Annotated in this window: 11 protein-coding genes; 7 read left to right on the forward strand and 4 right to left on the reverse strand. The window is 63.1% G+C overall.

Translation table 11 applies throughout. The features are described from left to right. Nucleotides 1–58: 58 nt before the first annotated feature. The 3 genes from IGX34_RS07930 to IGX34_RS07940 form a co-directional block, all read right to left on the reverse strand. Nucleotides 59–625, reverse strand: coding sequence for a molybdopterin-dependent oxidoreductase (locus tag IGX34_RS07930; RefSeq protein ID WP_192555167.1), 567 nt, complete (start codon nt 623–625; stop codon nt 59–61). A gap of 79 nt (nt 626–704) precedes the next feature. Continuing rightward, nucleotides 705–1,499, reverse strand: coding sequence for a TOBE domain-containing protein (locus IGX34_RS07935; protein ID WP_192555168.1), 795 nt, complete (start codon nt 1,497–1,499; stop codon nt 705–707). Nucleotides 1,500–1,659: 160 nt separating this feature from the next. Further along, entirely contained in the window at nt 1,660–3,228 is a 1,569-nt protein-coding gene (locus tag IGX34_RS07940) for a hypothetical protein (protein ID WP_338015434.1), read from the reverse strand. 325 nt (nt 3,229–3,553) lie between these two features. On the opposite strand from IGX34_RS07940, the gene IGX34_RS07945 reads away from it, so the two are divergent. Both IGX34_RS07945 and IGX34_RS07950 read left to right on the forward strand, forming a co-directional pair. After that, the gene (locus tag IGX34_RS07945) at nt 3,554–3,832 is read left to right on the forward strand and encodes a type II toxin-antitoxin system RelE/ParE family toxin (protein ID WP_192555170.1); all 279 of its coding nucleotides are present in this window, start codon (nt 3,554–3,556) and stop codon (nt 3,830–3,832) included. Between the two features lie 21 nt (nt 3,833–3,853). After that, nucleotides 3,854–4,147 (forward strand): HigA family addiction module antitoxin, encoded by a 294-nt coding sequence (locus IGX34_RS07950; protein WP_192555171.1) that lies wholly within the window; start codon nt 3,854–3,856, stop codon nt 4,145–4,147. 18 nt (nt 4,148–4,165) lie between these two features. On the opposite strand, the gene IGX34_RS07955 is transcribed toward IGX34_RS07950, so the two are convergent. Beyond that, nucleotides 4,166–5,782, reverse strand: a complete 1,617-nt coding sequence (locus IGX34_RS07955; protein ID WP_192555172.1) for an alpha-glucosidase family protein — start codon at nt 5,780–5,782, stop codon at nt 4,166–4,168. Between the two features lie 519 nt (nt 5,783–6,301). Here IGX34_RS07955 and IGX34_RS07960 point away from each other — a divergent pair. The 5 genes from IGX34_RS07960 (at nt 6,302) to IGX34_RS07980 (ending at nt 17,159) form a co-directional block, all read left to right on the forward strand. Then, complete coding sequence (locus tag IGX34_RS07960) at nt 6,302–9,127, forward strand: TonB-dependent receptor (protein ID WP_192555173.1); 2,826 nt, start codon at nt 6,302–6,304, stop codon at nt 9,125–9,127. Nucleotides 9,128–9,288: 161 nt separating this feature from the next. Further along, entirely contained in the window at nt 9,289–10,857 is a 1,569-nt protein-coding gene (locus IGX34_RS07965; protein WP_225737305.1) for an alpha-amylase family glycosyl hydrolase, read from the forward strand. A 165-nt stretch (nt 10,858–11,022) separates the two neighbouring features. Continuing rightward, nucleotides 11,023–13,395 carry a TIM-barrel domain-containing protein gene (locus tag IGX34_RS07970; protein WP_192555174.1) on the forward strand — a complete coding sequence of 791 codons (2,373 nt, stop codon included), beginning with the start codon at nt 11,023–11,025 and terminating at the stop codon, nt 13,393–13,395. Between the two features lie 111 nt (nt 13,396–13,506). After that, nucleotides 13,507–15,690, forward strand: a complete 2,184-nt coding sequence (locus IGX34_RS07975) for an alpha-L-rhamnosidase-related protein (RefSeq protein WP_192555175.1) — start codon at nt 13,507–13,509, stop codon at nt 15,688–15,690. Then, nucleotides 15,687–17,159 carry an MFS transporter gene (locus IGX34_RS07980; protein WP_192555176.1) on the forward strand — a complete coding sequence of 491 codons (1,473 nt, stop codon included), beginning with the start codon at nt 15,687–15,689 and terminating at the stop codon, nt 17,157–17,159. Before IGX34_RS07975 ends, IGX34_RS07980 begins: the two co-directional genes overlap by 4 nt. Nucleotides 17,160–17,236 lie beyond the last annotated feature (77 nt).

Genomic DNA, 17,236 nt, shown 5'->3' on the forward strand with positions numbered 1-17,236 from the left:
GCTCTCCGGGTGAAGGGATGGCGTATCGCGTTGATGGTGTGAAGCAATTCAATGGCGATCAGGGTGTTGCAGCGCTGCGTGTGACCTCGATGGTGGTGACGCTATGGATCCAGCGGGCCGGCCGCTTGTCGCCAGGTACGACCAGGCGGAACGGACCGTTCTTGCTGAGTGGCTGGCCGTCCTGCGTATCGGCCAGCAGCACCTGCTCGTTGCCCAGCAGCGGGTCGAGTTCGCCGAGGCTGAACACCACCTGGTAATGGTCGGCAGCGCTGACACGCACCACGGTGCTCATGCTTTTTCCGCGCAGTTGTTCCCCGCTTACGGCGCCGGCACGTTGCAGTACTTCTTCCAGCGTTACGCCTTGCCAGTGCGTCGCCGGTTCGTGGTGGATCGCGGCGGTATCGATACTGGTGCGCGGCATGGCGGCGAGCGCGCTGCGGTCCAGCGTAAGCGGCGGCTTGCCATCGACCAGCACGCGGATCGTCGATGCTGCGGGTGGGGTGGTCTGTGCCTGGGCGGGATGGGCTATCAGAACGAAACAGCCCAGCAGCAGGGCTGCGCCTGCGATTTGCACATGTACGCCGAGCCATCGCCGGATCAGGCGATATCCGTTATCGAGCAGCATCTGGCTTTTCCCCAACGCCCGGTAGGCGCTATTACATGGAGTATATGACGGGGTGGGGCTAACGCGCCGTGACGGCAGTTCAGCGGCTTGTGCCGAGGATCACACTGGAGGCTTTCACGATCGCCAGCACCGGCGTGCCTTCGGCCAAGCCCAGCGCGGTGGCGCTTTCGGCGGTGATGATGGCGCCCATGGTGCTGCCGCCGGCCAGGCGGATACGCACGTCGGCATTGACCGGCCCGAGCGTCACCTGAGTGACGTTGCCCGGGAACTGGTTGCGTGCCGACAGGCGCAGTCCTTCGTCGGGCAGGCCGACCAGCACCGAGGAGGCCTTGATCAAGGCGATTGCCTCGCTACCCACTTCCAGCCCCAGATCCTGGGTGCTTTCGCTGGTAAGCGTGGCCACTACGTGTTCGCCGCCGGGCAGGGCGAGTTCCACCGTGTCATTGACCACGCCCTTGTGGATGGTCACTACCCGGCCGGCAAACTGGTTGCGCGCGCTGGTGCGGAACATAAGGCTCCTTAGCAGCCGGATATCGCTGGCCGAGGCATCGGCCAGGGTTTCAAATTGCGCCAGGAAACGGCGATGCACTTCTTCCAGTGCGGCAAACGCCTCGATCAGTTGCTGTCCGCGTTCGGTCAGGCGCGTGCCGCCGCCGCCCTTGCCGCCGGCCACACGCACCACCAGCGGCTGGTCGGCCAGATTGTTCATCGCGTCGATGACGTCCCAGGCACCCTTGTAGCTCATGCCGACCGCGCGTGCGGCGGCGGTGATCGAGCCGGTTTCGCCGATTTTCGCCAGTAGGGCGATCCGGTCGGCGCCGCCCAGGGTCTGGTCGCCGGATTGCAGCGAAAGCATGCCTTTCAGCTTGAACATGATGCGCCCGAACTGTCGGCTGAGGACCGGGCGAGTCTAACTAAATACGAGTTGGCAATCTGTGCCTTGACCACAGCATGCCGCGCTGTCATTCCGGCCTTTGCCGGAATGACAGCGCGATAGATGTTGGTCTATTCGCGAGAGGTACCGATATCCGGAATCAGGGCACGAACTCGTAGTAGTCCACGCCCAGATCCTGGAACGTCGCCTCATAGGTGCTGCCGGTACGGGCGATGCGGAACTGGTCGCGCGGCGGCACATCCAGTTCGATGTGCTTGCCATCGTGCAGCCCTTCGTACTGCTGCTGGGTCAGGTCGGCGGCTGCGGCCAGCGACTGGCGGAAACCGATCTTGCCGGCGGCTTCGCGCCAATGCGGCACCACCTTCAGCGGAATCGCTTCGGAAGCGTCGCCGCTGCCGTAGCCGATCGCGTAGAGGCGCGCATTGGCCAGCTCGACCTGGTCTTCCAGCGCCTGCTCGAAACCGGCGGCGATCCAGGCCGGCAGGGCGGCGGTGTAGAGATTGCCCAGTTCCATCGCCCAGTCGGTGCCGAGCTTCACGCGCTCGGCCAGCAGTTGTTGGAACGCCGGGCTCTTGCGCACCACACCCGAGAGTTTGGTGGTGAGCGGATGCGGTTCCTGCGCGGCATCGGCGCCGGCACCCAGGCGTACGAATTCGCCGAACAGGTCCGGCTTGTTGGCACACTCGGCCACCACGCCTTCGGCCGATACGCCGGCCTGTTCGCACAGCGCCTGGAATGCCGCATTCGGCTGCGGCGCGCGGGCCAGTGCACGCGCATAGATAAAGGCCAGCGCCTGCAGCGGCATCATGTGGTACGGGCGATGGAAGAACAGACCGTCCGCGCCGTTGATGAAGTCCATGTCGGAGATGCCCAGGCGGGCGAGCATCGCGTCTACCGCTTCGCCGGTTTCGTCGAGGTAGGCGAAGGTGGAGTATTTGCCGCTGAATACCGGGAAATCGTGCGCGCGCTTGCTGCGCTGGCCGTAGTCCTGGTCGAAGTGGCGCGAGAACGGCTTGCGGAAATCCGGGCCGCGGTAATCCGAGGCGCTGCCGGCATGGGCCAGGTCCACCTCGAACAGCTTGGGCTCCGCTTCCACCAGCATCGCCACTGCACCGGCGCCCTGGGTCTGCTCGCCGCTGGAGCCGCGCTCGTACTCGGCGATGTCGCTGCACACCACAATGGCCTGCTTGCCCTTGGCGTCGAACGCCACGTAGCGCAGCGCGCTCTTCAGGGCGTACACGCCGCCGAGGCAGGCGTGCTTGAACTCGGGCACTTCCAACTGGCGAGACAGGCGCGGCAGGCCCAGGCGTTCCAGTTCGCGATCGACCATGCCGCGCACGATCACGGCGCCGGCCGAGTTGTCCTTGCTGCTCTCGGTGCCCAGCGCAAGCTGGCCGACGTTGCGCGGATCGATGTTGTACTGGCGGATCAGCCGCAGCACAGCCGTGGCGGCCATGGTGTAGGCGTCTTCATACGGCGCCGGGCGGCGGAAGCTGCGGCCGACCACGGCTTGCACCTTGTCCCAGGAGTTGCCGGTCCAGGTGCACCAGTCCTGCAGGGGGATGCGCGGCTGGGGGACATACAGGCTCATGCCGCTCACGCCAGGATTACGCTGCTGTGCTGCCGTCTCGTTCGCTGTGTTCAAAACCTGTGTTCCTCGGTGATTTGCTGGGGGCAAAGCCGGCGTCACGATAGCCGAAGCCTGCACGCACGGGCATGCATGGTGGGGTGGCCATGGTTGAGCGCGTCGTATGCCGGAATCAGGGGCCGCCTGCGGTCGCTGAAGAGCCGTCCATAACGGGGACCCATGCGGTGCGCCCTGCCGGAACTACAGGATTTTAACTCTTCTTTCCCCGAGGGGCGACTGCCGGTGTCGCGGTGCAGGTGTTTGCTTTGGCAATATTTGTAGGTAGTTACGCATGTAACTGATGGTTTCTTGTTGGGTTCGCCTAGCTTGGCTTGTTGTTTATCGATAAGCGATATACGATGGCGACGCGACTTAATTTTTACGCGTTGCCAGAGAAGGCGGCCTGATGATCAAGACCTTTGCGGATAGGGATACCGCAGCCCTGTTTGATCGAACACGTGTGCGCCGCTGGATGAATATTGAACAGGTGGCGCGCCGAAAGCTGGAACAGCTGGACGCCGCGGCCACCCTGGATTTCTTGCGTAGTCCGCCTGGAAATCGGCTAGAAGCACTGAAAGGCAATCGCGAAGGGCAGTACAGCATTCGCATCAACGAACAGTTTCGCCTTTGTTTCCATTGGCGAGGCTGTGATGCATACGACGTCGAAATTATTGATTACCACTGATGGAGCATGGAGCAGGCATTTATGTCCAAGAAGCTGGCACCGATCCATCCGGGCGAAATCCTGCGCGAAGAATTCATGCTGCCGGCAGGTCTATCTGCCAATGCCCTGGCCCAGGAACTGGGCGTTACGGCGGCGCGGATCAACGAGATTGTGCGGGAAAAGCGCGGTATCACGGCGGACACCGCGCTGCGCCTGGCGCGGTTCTTCGGTACTGACGCGCAGAGCTGGCTGAATTTGCAGATGCGTTATGAGTTGCTGATGGCACAAGATGCCATCGGCGACGAGCTGAAACAAATTCGTCCGCGCGCCGCCTAGACAGGCAAATAGGTTTATTTACTTCAGGCGGGCGAACAGTACGCCATGTCCCGGCAGCCGTACCTGACCGTCGGCCAGTGTCCCTTGCTGCAACCCATGGCCGTCAAGCAATTCCGCAGCTGCCATGCCGGGTAAATCCAGCGACTGCGGCTGCTTGCCAAGATTGAACACGGCCAGCACTTGTTCGCTCGCATGGCTGCGCACAAAGGCGAGCACCGGCTCGGGCGCGTCGAGAAAACGAATCGTGCCTTCGCGCAGCGCTGGCTGTGCGGCGCGCCATTGCATAAAGCGGCGGAAGCCGTGCAGTACCGAATCGGGATCGGCTTCCTGGTGCGCAACGGCCAGCGACTTGTGCGCCTCGTCGATCGGCAGCCACGGCATGGCGCGGCTGAAGCCGGCGTAGTCGCTGGCATCCCACGGCATCGGCGTGCGGCAGCCGTCGCGTCCCTTGAAGTTCGGCCAGAAGGTGATGCCGTAGGGATCGCGCAAGGCTTCGAACGGTACCTCCGCTTCGGTCAGGCCCAGCTCTTCGCCCTGGTATACGCATACCGAGCCGCGCAGCGAGCACAGCATGGCGGTGAGCACGTTGGCCAGCTTCGGCGTGGCATTGCCGTTGCCCCAGCGGGTGAGCACGCGTTCCACGTCGTGATTGGAGATTGCCCAGCACGGCCAGCCCTGGTCCATCTGTGCTTCGAGCTGCTCCACCGTGTGGCGGATATACGCGGCGCTGAATTCGCTGCTCAGCAATTCGAAGCTGTAGCCCATGTGCAGGCGCTGGCCGCGAGTGTATTCGGCCATCGTGGCGAGCGAATCTTCAGAAGAGATTTCACCCAGCGTTACCGCGTTGGGATAGCGATCCAGCAGCGCCCGCAATTCTTCGAGAAAGGCGAGATTTTCCGGCTGCGTATTGTTGTAATAGTGGTACTGGAACGCATACGGATTGTCCGGACTGAAACCGCGACCGACCCGCATTTCCTTGGGTTTGGGCGGGTTGTCGCGCAGCTCGCGGTCGTGATAGCAGAAGTTGATCGCGTCCAGGCGCAGGCCATCCACGCCTTTGTCCAGCCAGAAACGCACGTCGTCGAGTACGGCTGCGCGTACTTCCGGATGATGGAAATTCAGATCCGGCTGCGAAGCGAGAAAGTTGTGCAGGTAGTACTGGCCGCGGCGCGGCTCCCATTGCCAGGCCGAACCGCCGAACAGCGACAGCCAATTATTCGGCGCACTGCCGTCGGGTTTGGCATCGGCCCACACATACCAGTCGGACTTGGGGTTGTCGCGGCTTTCACGGCTTTGCTTGAACCAGGCGTGCTGGTCGGAGGTGTGGCTGAGCACCTGGTCGATCATCACCTTCAGGCCCAGCGCATGCGCGCGCGCCAGCAGGCGGTCGAAATCGTCCAGCGTGCCGAACAGCGGGTCGACATCGCGGTAGTCGGCGATGTCATAGCCGAAATCGGCCATCGGCGAGCGGAAGAACGGTGCGACCCAGATCGCGTCCACGCCCAGGCTCGCCACATAGTCCAGGCGCTGGATGATACCGGGCAGGTCGCCTACACCGTCGCCGTTGGTGTCGAGAAAGCTGCGTGGATAGATCTGATAGATGACGGCACCGCGCCACCAGGATGCTTCAATCATTGAAAACCCCACCTGTGAGCGCAGGAATTCCGTGGTCCTGCGCTGCGAACGGTGTGCAGCTTAGCCGTGGCCGCAAGGCAATTCGCAGGGCCCTGCATACGTATTCATTCGTGCTGCGGTTGCGTTATGCATGCCGGTGCCGGCCACCGCGGGTGCGTCTGCGGCGGCTCGCGGCAAGCGCGGAAAACTGCGAGAATTGGCGGTTTTTCGCGTTGCCATCACGGTTACGATGAGGCACGCGGCGGCCTCATGCTGCAATGCGATGCGCACGGAAAGGGGCTGGTTATGAATACGTATGCAGGATGTGGTTTGCGCGGAAATCCGCGCCCTACCATCCGCTTCACGCCGTCGGCATGACCTGTCGGCGTGCAAGCGGCCGGTGTCTGCGTTGCGCGAAAGAAAAAAAGACGGGCCGCCAGCGATCAGAAAACCAGGCGACTAAATAATTTTGGGGGAGGGGAACACGTGATACTCAAGCGAAATATGCTTGCCATGGCGTTGGCATCGACGGGTCTGTGCATGACCTTTGGTGTGGCTGCGCAGACGGCGCCGGCCACGGCGACGCAGCAGACCGGCACCGCCAACAGCACCAGCAACAACAGCAGCCCGGACCAGACCGGCACCAGCCCGAAGAACCAGCAGCAGCTGGTCAAGAGCCTGTCGTCGGTGACGGTGACCGGCTTCAGCAGCAGCGTCGAGAAGTCGATCGACTACCAGCGCTATTCCGACACGCTTACCAACGTGGTGACGGCGGCCGATATCGGCGGCCTGCCCGATCAGTCGATCGCCGATTCGCTCACCCACTTGCCGGGTGTCTCGGCCGAGCGCATTGCCGGCCAGGCCTCGCAGATCAATATCCGCGGCCTGTCGGGCGATTTCATTCTCACCACGCTGGACGGCCGCGAGCAGCCTTCCACCAGCGGTACCAACTACATCCAGTTCGATCAGTATCCGTCGGAGCTGATCAACCAGGCGACCGTGTACAAGTCCTCGCAGGCGTCGCTGATCGAAGGCGGCGTGGCCGGCACCATCGCCATGCAAACGGCCAATCCGCTGGAAAACTCCAAGGATCAGTCGCTCAATATCGATGCGCGCGGCAGCTATGACGGGCAGGCGCACGATGTGCCCGATGCCAACCCGATGGGCTACCGCCTGAGCCTGGCGTACCAGGGCAAGTTCCTCGACAACACCCTGGGCGTTGGCCTGGGTTTCGCGGATATGTACCAGCCGCACGTGGCCGAGCAGTTCGTGGGCGAAGCTTCCGACGGCAGCCTCTACCAGCTCAACAAGAACAGTTCGCAGCAGGCCTACCTGCCGGAAGGCGTGCAGGTGCAGCAGAACGGCGGCGAAGAGCGCCGTCGCGGCTATCTCGCCACCGTGGTGTGGAAGCCGGTCGACGAACTGCAGCTGACCGCCGATACCTTCTTCTCGAAGTTCGACAATACGTCGTTCGGCTACGGCATGCGTTCGCAGAACTATTACGGCAACAACGCGCAGATCACCAATCCGGTGATCGGCTCGCTGGGCACGGTGACCGGTGGTACGGCGAGCTCCAATCCGGCCGGCGTGGGCGGCAATCAGTTCTCCAACGAAACTACGCTGGACAACTACACCACCGATACCAGCGTGTTTTCCGGCGGCCTCAACCTGAAGTGGAACCACGGCAACTGGCATGTGGAATCGGACGTCTCGCTGTCGCATGCCTCCAGTGACGAAATCAACGTCGACGCCACCGCCGATCCGTACACCGGCCTTGGCACCAGCAATCCGCAGCTGATGTCGCAGTCGGCCAACTTCCAGCTGGCCGGCCGTTCGATCGGCAATTTCTCGGTCGCCAATCCGGGTGTCTATACTAATCTCAACGACATGGCCCTGTCGCGCTACGGTGTGTATCCGTACATCTATCACGACAAGGACAAGGCGTTCCGCACCAGCGTGCAGTACGACCTGCCGAACAATCCGGTGTTCTCGGCCGTCGAGGCCGGCGTCTACGTCAACAACCACGACTACAACGCCGACCGCTCGGTCTACGTATACGGTTCGGAATGGAATACCGCCCCGATTGCCGGCCAGCCGCCGCTGACCATTCCGGCGGCCGATGCGAAAGTCACCTGCTGGCAGGGCAAGTTCAGCGGTTTCCCCTGCTTCCTGACCCTTAACGGCCCGGCGATTCTCGCTTCGCACGGCATCACCGCCAATCCGGTGAAGAACATCACCGACCAGAGCTGGTCGGAAATCCAGAGCGGCTCGGTCAACGAGAAAACCCGCGACTTCTTCCTGATGGGCGACATCGATGCACAGCTGTTCGGTCATGAGCTGACCGGCAATGTGGGCGTGCGCGTCTCGCACCAGTCGCAGTACAGCAGCGGCCTGCAGGAAGTCGAGCCGGGCGAAGGCATCCTGATCGTCGACGGCAATGGCAACAGCAGCAATGCCTATGCGCCGATCACGGTGGGCAAGACCTATACCGACTATCTGCCGTCGTTGAACCTGGTCTATCACTGGACCGATAACGACCAGTCGCGTTTCGCCGTGGCGAAAGTGCTGTCGCGTCCGCCGATCGATACCATGCTGGCCGGTGCGGGTTCCTGGATCTCCAATGGCCAGTACAACGTCTACGGCAGCACCAGCCCGCTGCTGAGTCCCCTGCGCGCCACCCAGTTCGATCTGGATTACGAGCACTACTTCGACGACTCCACCGGCTCGGTCACGGCGGGTGTGTTCTTCAAGAAGGTGGATTCGTTCATCCAGCAGGTGACCTACAACAACTTCAATTTCGCCTCGGTCGGCATCGTGGTGCCGAACGATCCGGATACCGGCAAGCCCTACGAGAACGGCGAGTACCAGACCGCCTACAACGCCAAGGGCGGCGACGTGCGCGGCCTGGAAGCCTCGTTCACCAAGACCCACTTCCTGCCGGGCATCTGGTCGGGCCTTGGCTTCGACACCAACCTGGCGCTCACCTCGAGCAACGTGCACAACCCGACCAATCTGGCTGGCCCGACCACCTACATCGGCCTGCCGGGTCTGTCGCGGCGCGTGGCCAGCGCGGCGGTGTTCTACGACAACGGCACGTTCTCGGCGCGCCTGTCCGGCAACTATCGTTCGTCGTTCCTCTCCAACACGCAGATTGCGGTCAACAATCAGCTGGTCACCTTCGCGTCCGAGACCGTGTATGACTTGCAGGCCTCGTACAACATCACCAGCCAGCTGAGCGTGGTCTACCAGATGCTCAACCTGACCAATCAGCCGACCAAGACCTATTTCGGCGGCAATCCGCAGCAGACCGGCACCATCCAGTACTTCGGTCGCACCAGCTACCTGGGTTTCAATTTCAAGCTCTAAACCCTGCGGTAGTGCCGGGTGGCGTCCAGCCGCTGCCCGGCATACTCCCCTCACCCGGTTCCATGGTTGATTGTGGAACCGGGTTCTTTTATTTCAGCGCTTGAATCTCCGCTGGGTGTGACGGTTCAAGGGCGGTAACGCTCCGTCCCCGGGAGATCACCATGCCAGGCTTACGTGCTGTTTTTCTTCAGGCTGCGCTCGCCGCGGCGACTTCGCTGCTGTGCACGGCGTCGCTGGCGCAAGCGGCACCGATGGCTGCATCTGCCGCACCGGCAGCATCCGGCGTCTATTACGAAATTTTCGTGCGCGCCTTCTACGACAGCAACGGCGACGGCATCGGCGACCTGAAGGGCATCACCCAGAAGCTCGATTACATCAAGTCGCTGGGCGTCAGCGGGATCTGGCTCACGCCGATCAATCCCTCGCCCAGCTATCACGGCTACGACATCACCGATTACGAAGGCATCAATCCGCAATTCGGCACGCTGCAGGACTTCAGGCAACTGCTGGATGAAGCGCATAAGCGCCATATCCAGGTGCTGATGGACATGGTGATCAACCACACCAGCGATCAGCATCCATGGTTCAAGGCGGCGCTCAACCCGAAGGATCCGCATCACGACTGGTACGTATGGGCCAAGCCGGGCAGCGATCTCGGCGCGATCAGCGCTACCGGCGGACCGGCCTGGCATCGCGCACCGAACGGCCAGTACTACGTGGGCGTATTCACCGGCGCCATGCCCGATCTCAACTACGACAATCCGGCCGTGCGCAAGGCGATGATCGATGTCGGCGCGTTCTGGCTGCGCCAGGGCGTGGACGGTTTCCGCCTGGATGCCGCGCAGCATATCTATGACGATCTGCGCACCGATGTGGATAGCCCCATCGCATTGCAGAAAAATCTTGCCTGGTGGAGCGAATACCACCGTGGCCTGGAAGCGGTGGATCCGAAGGTATGGCTGGTGGGCGAAGTGGCGCGCCAGAATCCGGACGATCTCACGCCCTACATGGGCGCCTTGAACACCGTGTTCAATTTCCCGGTGGCGACCCAGCTGATCGACAGCGTGAAGCAGGAGCGCAACCTGGGCATCGGGCGCGGCCTGCAGTACACCTATGCGGCCTATCGCGCGCATGATGGCGGCCAACTCGACGATGCGCCGTTCCTGACCAATCACGATCAGGAGCGGGTGATGAGCCAGCTGGATGGCAACATGGCGCATATGCGCCTGGCCGCGGCGCTGCTGCTGACGTTGCCGGGGCATCCGTTTATCTATTACGGCGAGGAACTCGGCATGCAGGGCACCAAGCCCGACGAGGATATCCGCGAGCCGATGCGCTGGTACCGCAAGGGCGATGGTCCCGGGCTGGCGCATTGGAAGGACTGGAGCAGCAAGGACGGCGCGGATATTTCGGTGGAAGCCGAGCAGGCCGATCCCACCTCCTTGCTCAATCTCTATCGCAAGCTGATCGGCTGGCGCGAGCAAGTCAGCGCGCTGCGCGACGGCGTGTTGCACGATGTGCCGGCCGACGATCCGCATCTGCTCGCCTACATGCTGCAGGACGCGCAATCGCGGGTGCTGGTGGTGCATAACCTGTCGCGCGAAACACGCAGTTTGCCGCTACCTGCCGATGTCCGTGTAGCGAACGTGCTGCTGCAGAGCACGCCCGGCATCACGCTGACATCCGGCCGCCTCAGCCTGCCGCCGTACGCCACGGCGATCCTGCAATAAGCCGGCGGCGGTGCATGGAAGTGCACCGCCACGGCGATCATCTGGCCGTCTAATGCCCCCAGTGCGCAACAACTGCGGTTATAGTCGGGCGGCCTCGCGGCGGCGTGCCTGGCGGTAACGTCGCGTCGAGGCGGCAAAGCTCCTGCACTGAAGAAGGACGGTTGGATGAGTACACCGCGTCATCTCGTTATCGGCGGCCTGTTGCTGGCTGCCGCACTATCCACCCAGGCAGGATCTCCAGACAGCGGCAGCAGCGGTTTCCAGCTGCAGCACGTCGATGCACAAGGCATGGTGCTGGCGCAGGGCGCCGCGCGCATCACGCTGCGTTTTCTCACGCCCGACACCGTGCAGGTGCACGGCATGCCGCATGGGGTGGATACCGCGCCGGGCATCGTGATGGATCCCCACGCCAGCCGCGAAACGCTCACTAACCTGCGCGTCAGCAGCACGGCCGATAGCGACACGGTTGCCAGCGATGCGCTGGCGGTTACCTGGGACAAGCATGGCGGCCATCTGAAGATCGCCGATGCGCAGGGCCAGGTCCTGCTGGAGACCGATCCTGCCAGCCTGATGGATGGCCATATCGAGCTGCAGCACGCCGCCACCGATACCTTCTACGGCATCGGCAGCTACGACGCTTTCGAGCCGGCCAAAGAAGGCGTGACGCGCAGCGGCGCGAAGGTGGTCAAGGCCGGTGAGCAAGGTTACGCCGGCGGTCCGTTCGTGTGGAGCACGCGCGGCTATGGCGTGCTGGTGGATACCCTCGGCGCTCGCTTCGAGCTCGGCAAGGATGCGATCAAGGTCAGCGGCATCACGCGCCCGGACGTCAGCTATGACGTGATCGTGGGTCGGCCGCCGCAGATCTTCAAGGCGCTCTCGCGGCTCAGCGGCGCGCCGCCGCTGTTTCCGAAATGGGCCACCGGTTTCACCAATAGCCAGTGGGGCAGCGATCAGCAGGAAGTGCTGGCGATCGTGCACGGCTACCGCACGCGGCATATCCCGATCGACAACTTCACCTTCGACTTTGACTGGAAGGCCTGGGGCGAGGACAACTACGGCGAATTCCGCTGGAATGCGAAGAAATTTCCCGATGGTCCCAGCGGTGCGCTGAAGCAGACCATGGATCAGCTAGGCATGCACATGACCGGCATCATGAAGCCGCGCATCCATGTCGACACCGAAGAAGGGCGCTATGCCGAAGCGCACCACTACTGGGTCGCCAGCCGTCCGGCGAGCCCGGATTATTTCTCGCTCAAACCGGTGCGCGATGTGGATTTCGATCAGCCCGCCGTGCGGGCCTGGTTCTTCAACGCCGCGCTGAAGCATTCCTTCGATACCGGCATCGTCGGCTGGTGGAATGACGAGGCCGACAATACCAACAGCAATACGCAGTTCCTCAACATGCAGCGTGCGCTGTATGACGGGCAGCGCGCGTTCACGCAGACGCGCGTGTGGTCGATCAATCGCGATTTCTTCCTCGGTTCGCAGCGCTATGCCTATGGCCTGTGGTCCGGCGATATCGATACCGGCTTCGAGAGCATGGCTGCACAGCGCCAGCGCATGCTCAGCGCGATCGATGTGGGCGAGATGAAGTGGGGCATGGATACCGGCGGCTTCAAAGGCCATCCCGACAACGAAAACTATGCGCGCTGGATGGAATTCGCCGCCTTCGTGCCGATTTTCCGCGTGCATGGCACCTTCGGCGAAAAACGCCAGCCATGGATGTACGGGGCGGTGGCGGAAAAGGCGGCAACCGATGCGATCCGCCTGCGCTACGCGTTGATTCCCTATATCTACAGCTATGACCGTGCCGCCACCACCGAAGGCGTGGGCCTGGTGCGGCCGCTGTACTTCGACTATCCGAACGATCCGCAGGTACGCGACGACGTCGACGCCTGGATGTTCGGCGACGGCCTGCTGGTCGCACCGGTAGTGGCCAAGGGGCAGACGCAGAAAGACATCTATTTGCCGGCCGGGCAGTGGATCGATTACTTCAAGGGCACGGTCTACCAGGGCGGCCAGACCATCCATTACGCGGTGGACAGCAAGACCTGGAGCGACATCCCGCTGTTCGTCCGGGCCGGCGCGATCATTCCGACCCAGCCGGTCATGGACTATGTGGGCGAGCATCCGCTGACCGAGCTGACGGTGGATGTATTCCCGGCCAGCGACGCCACCCATTTCGACTACTACGATGACGACGGCGATACCTATGCCTACGAGCAGGGCGCATTCTTTTCACAGCGCATGAACACCCAGCGCACGGCCGAGGGCGTAACGTTCGCGACCGATGCGGTGAAGGGCACGTTCAAGCCGGTGCTGCGCACCTATCTGGTCAAGCTCCATGGCAACGCTGCGCAGCATGTCAGTGCCAACGGCCATGGCGTGCGCCAGTATGCGGACCTGGATGCGCTCAAGGCAGCCACGGAAGGGGAGGGCTGGGCCAGCGGCAGCGACCGCTATGGTCCGGTGACGTGGGTGCGGATGGCGGCCGGTGCGGCGACCAGGCTGGCACTGGATAACCCTGCTGCGCACTGAGGAAAGCAGCCAGGGCGGCAGAATGGTGCGCCGTGCTGCAGCCGCAGCGGGCGTGCCTCCGGCGTCATGAGATAGCTGAAATACGGCTAAGTATCCAACAGCGGAGTATGCATGCTGAGTGTGGTGATGATGGCGGCTCTGGCGGCAGCTGCGGGAACGGATACCTGGACCGAACAGACCATTCCATGGCGCGGCGAACAGGCGCGCATGACCGCGCAGGCGGACGGCCGTTTCACTCTGCAGGGCCCCTTCGGCCAGCGTGACATCGCTGCGCAGCGCATGCGCAGCGATACCGCCAGCCCGATGTTCGACGGCCTGTTTGCCATGGCGCAGGACGATCTGGCGCAGGATTCGGTCAGCGCCATCCGTGACGGCGCCTTCGACGATGGCAAGCCGATGCCGTGCACCTGTTTCGAAACCGGTGCGAAGTGGCCGTATGTGTGGACACGCGATCTGTCCTACTCGATCGACCTGGGCCTATGGAAATTCGATCCCTTGCGGGCGCGCAATGGACTGAAATTCAAATTGTCCGATGTGCGCGATCCGGTGCAGCCGCAAGGCCTGTATGCGATGCAGGACACCGGCTCGGGCGGCAGCTGGCCGATCAGCACGGATCGCGTGGTGTGGTTCCTTGCTGCGCAGCATCTGCTGGAAAACCAGGCCTTCGCCGACGATGTGTACCGCGCCTTGAACGACACGCTGGCGCAGGACCGGCTGTACACCTTCGATCCGGACCTCGGCCTCTATCGCGGCGAAACCTCGTTCCTGGACTGGCGCGAGCAGACCTATCCGGCGTGGACGGCGAACAACGTGGTGTTCATCGCCCAATCCTTTGCGCTGTCCACCAACGTGCTGCACTACCAGGCCCTGCAGCTGGCTGCGCGGCTGGCCGGCCAGCACGGTGACAGTGCCAGGGCGATGGGTTATGCCGAGCAGGCGGCGGAACTGAAGGCGGCGATCAACGCGCGCTTCTGGCGCGAGGATCGCGGCATGTACATGAGCTACATCGGCGGCGACGGCACGGCTTACGACACCTATGATCTGCTCGGTACCGCGCTGGCCATCACCAGCGGCGTGGCCGAGGGCGATCGCGCGCGCAGCGCATTGGCGCGATATCCGACCTGGCCGGCGGGCAGTCCGGTGATCTGGCCGGAACGCGCCGATCAGCCGATTTATCACAACCGCGCGATCTGGCCGTTTGTCAGTGCGTATGCGCTGCGTGCGGCGCGGCTGGTCAACGATCCTGAGCGCATCGCGCACGAGTTGCGCTCGATCATGCGTGGCGCGGCGCTGTCCGGCTCCAATATGGAGAATTACGAGCTGGCCACGCAGTCCGTACATGTCGACGAAGGCAAGCTCAGCGGTCCGGTGGTGGATTCGCCGCGCCAGCTGTGGTCGGTGGCGGCCTACCTGGACATGGTCAGCGAGGGCGTGTTCGGCCTGAACGAGGATGGGCGTATCGAGCCCAAGCTGCCGCTGTCGCTGGTGCCGTTGCTGTTCGGCGATCGAACCAGCATCAGTCTGGAGTTGTCCGAGCGACGCATCACCTTGCGCCTGCCGCGCCGCCTGAGCGGCAATTTGCTCGTGGCCGGCAAGATCACCCAGCGCAAGGGCGAAACGGTGGTGGCCCTGAAGGGCATCGATGTAGCGACCACGCCCTTGCGTACCGATGCGCCGCTATACGCGCCGCCGATGCCGGATGCACCCACGCTCAGCGCCGACAACCGCGGCTGGCGCGTGCATGTGGATGGCAAGACCGTGCTGTATGCCGATGGCCAGCGCGTCGGCAATATCGACGACAGCACCTATATCGCACAAGGTGGCAAGCCGCCGTGTGTCAGTGCTACCACTCAGGACCGGCAAGGGCTCGAATCGATGCATAGCCCGATGGTCTGCGCCGGTGAACCGGAAACGCTGGACGGCACCTGGCCGCGGGCGTGGACTGCACCGGGCACCGGCCGCTACCGCGTGGCGCTGCGCTATGCAAACAATCACGGCCCCATTCCCACCGGCGTCACGGCGGCGGTGAAAATGCTGGTGATGACCTGCGGCAGCGATCCGGCGCAGCGCGTGCCGATCGTGATGCCGCACAGCATCGGCGATCAGCTTTCCACCTACGGCGTCGTTACCGTGAAGGCCGGCGTGCAGTGCCGCTTTGCGCTGGAGCCGGGTTTCAATATGAGCGCGCTGAGTCACAACGCGCATTACACCGGCGGCAAGGGCGGTGCGGATGGCGTGGTCAACGATGCGCGCGTGGGCGATTTGCTGATTGCACCGACGGCGAAGAAGCCATGACGCGCAAGCCGGCGCTTTCGTTCTGGCAAATCTGGAACATGTGCTTCGGCTTCCTGGGCATCCAGTTTGCCTTCGCGCTGCAGAACGCCAATGTCAGCCGCATCTTCCAGACCCTGGGCGCGGCCGTGGACGATATTCCGGTGCTGTGGATCGCCGCACCGCTCACGGGGCTGCTGGTGCAACCGCTGATCGGCTATGCCTCCGATCGCACCTGGGGCCGGCTGGGCCGCCGGCGGCCGTATTTCCTGGCCGGTGCTGTGCTGACCACGCTGGCGCTGCTGTGGATGCCCAATTCGCGCGCATTGTGGATGGCCGCATTACTGCTGTGGGTGATGGATGCGTCGATCAATGTATCGATGGAACCGTTCCGCGCCTTCGTCGGCGACCAGTTGCCGACGTCGCAGCGGCCGTTGGGCTATGCGATGCAGAGTTTCTTTATTGGTGTAGGCGCGGTGGTGGCTTCGCTGCTGCCCTATCTGCTCGCCCAGCTGGGCGTGAGCAATGTGGCCGGCGCCGGCGGCATTCCCGCTACGGTGCGCGATGCCTTTTATATCGGCGGTGCGGTGTTGCTCGGCTCGGTGCTGTGGACGGTGTTTTCCACCCGCGAATATCCGCCCGAACAATTGCGTGTCTTCGACGAAGCCGCCGCGCCCGCAGCGGTGCCGGTGAATCGCACCGCGGCATGGCGGCGCGGCGCGCTATGGCTGCTGGTCGGCCTGCTTGGCGTTGCGCTGGTGCATGGCTATGGGCTCGAGCGCGAGCTGTACCTGCTGGCCGCGGGCGTGGCCGTCTTCGGGCTGGCCCAGCTGTGGCTCGGCACGACACGGCGGGGAGGCGTGCTGGTACAGGTGCTGACCGACATGCACAACATGCCCGCAGCCATGCGCCGGCTGGCCTGGGTGCAGTTTTTTTCCTGGTTCGCCATGTTTGCGATGTGGATCTACACCACTGCCGGCGTGGCGCAGGTGCATTTCGGCAGTACCGATCCGCACTCGGCGGCCTATAACGACGGTGCCAACTGGGTGGGCGTGCTGTTTGCCGCCTACAACGGCTTTGCTGCCGTGGCCGCGCTGGTGATTCCGCTGATGGTGCGGCTTTGGGGGCTGCGGATCAGTCATCTGCTCAATCTATGGCTGGGCGGTGCAGGGCTGGTGGCGTTCCTGTTGATCCGCGATCCGCATTGGCTGTTGCTGCCGATGGTGGGTGTCGGCTTTGCCTGGGCGTCGATACTTTCGCTGCCCTATGCGCTGCTGTCGGACAATCTGCCGGCGGAGAAGATGGGCGTGTACATGGGCATCTTCAATTTCTTTATCGTGATTCCGCAGCTGCTGGCGGCGAGCGTGCTGGGCGTGTTGCTGCGGGTGTTCTTTCACGGTCAGCCGATTTATGCGCTGGTGCTGGGCGGTGCCAGTTTGCTGATAGCTGGATTGAGCGTGCTACGCGTCGACGAACCAAGACCCGGTGCGTAGGTTGGGTTAGCGCAGCGTAACCCAACGATGTCCCGTCGTTTCGATCGATGTTCCGTCGCTTCGATGAGGGATTGTTG

This window comes from Dyella acidiphila (assembly GCF_014863405.1).
Lineage (GTDB): Bacteria > Pseudomonadota > Gammaproteobacteria > Xanthomonadales > Rhodanobacteraceae > Dyella_B > Dyella_B acidiphila.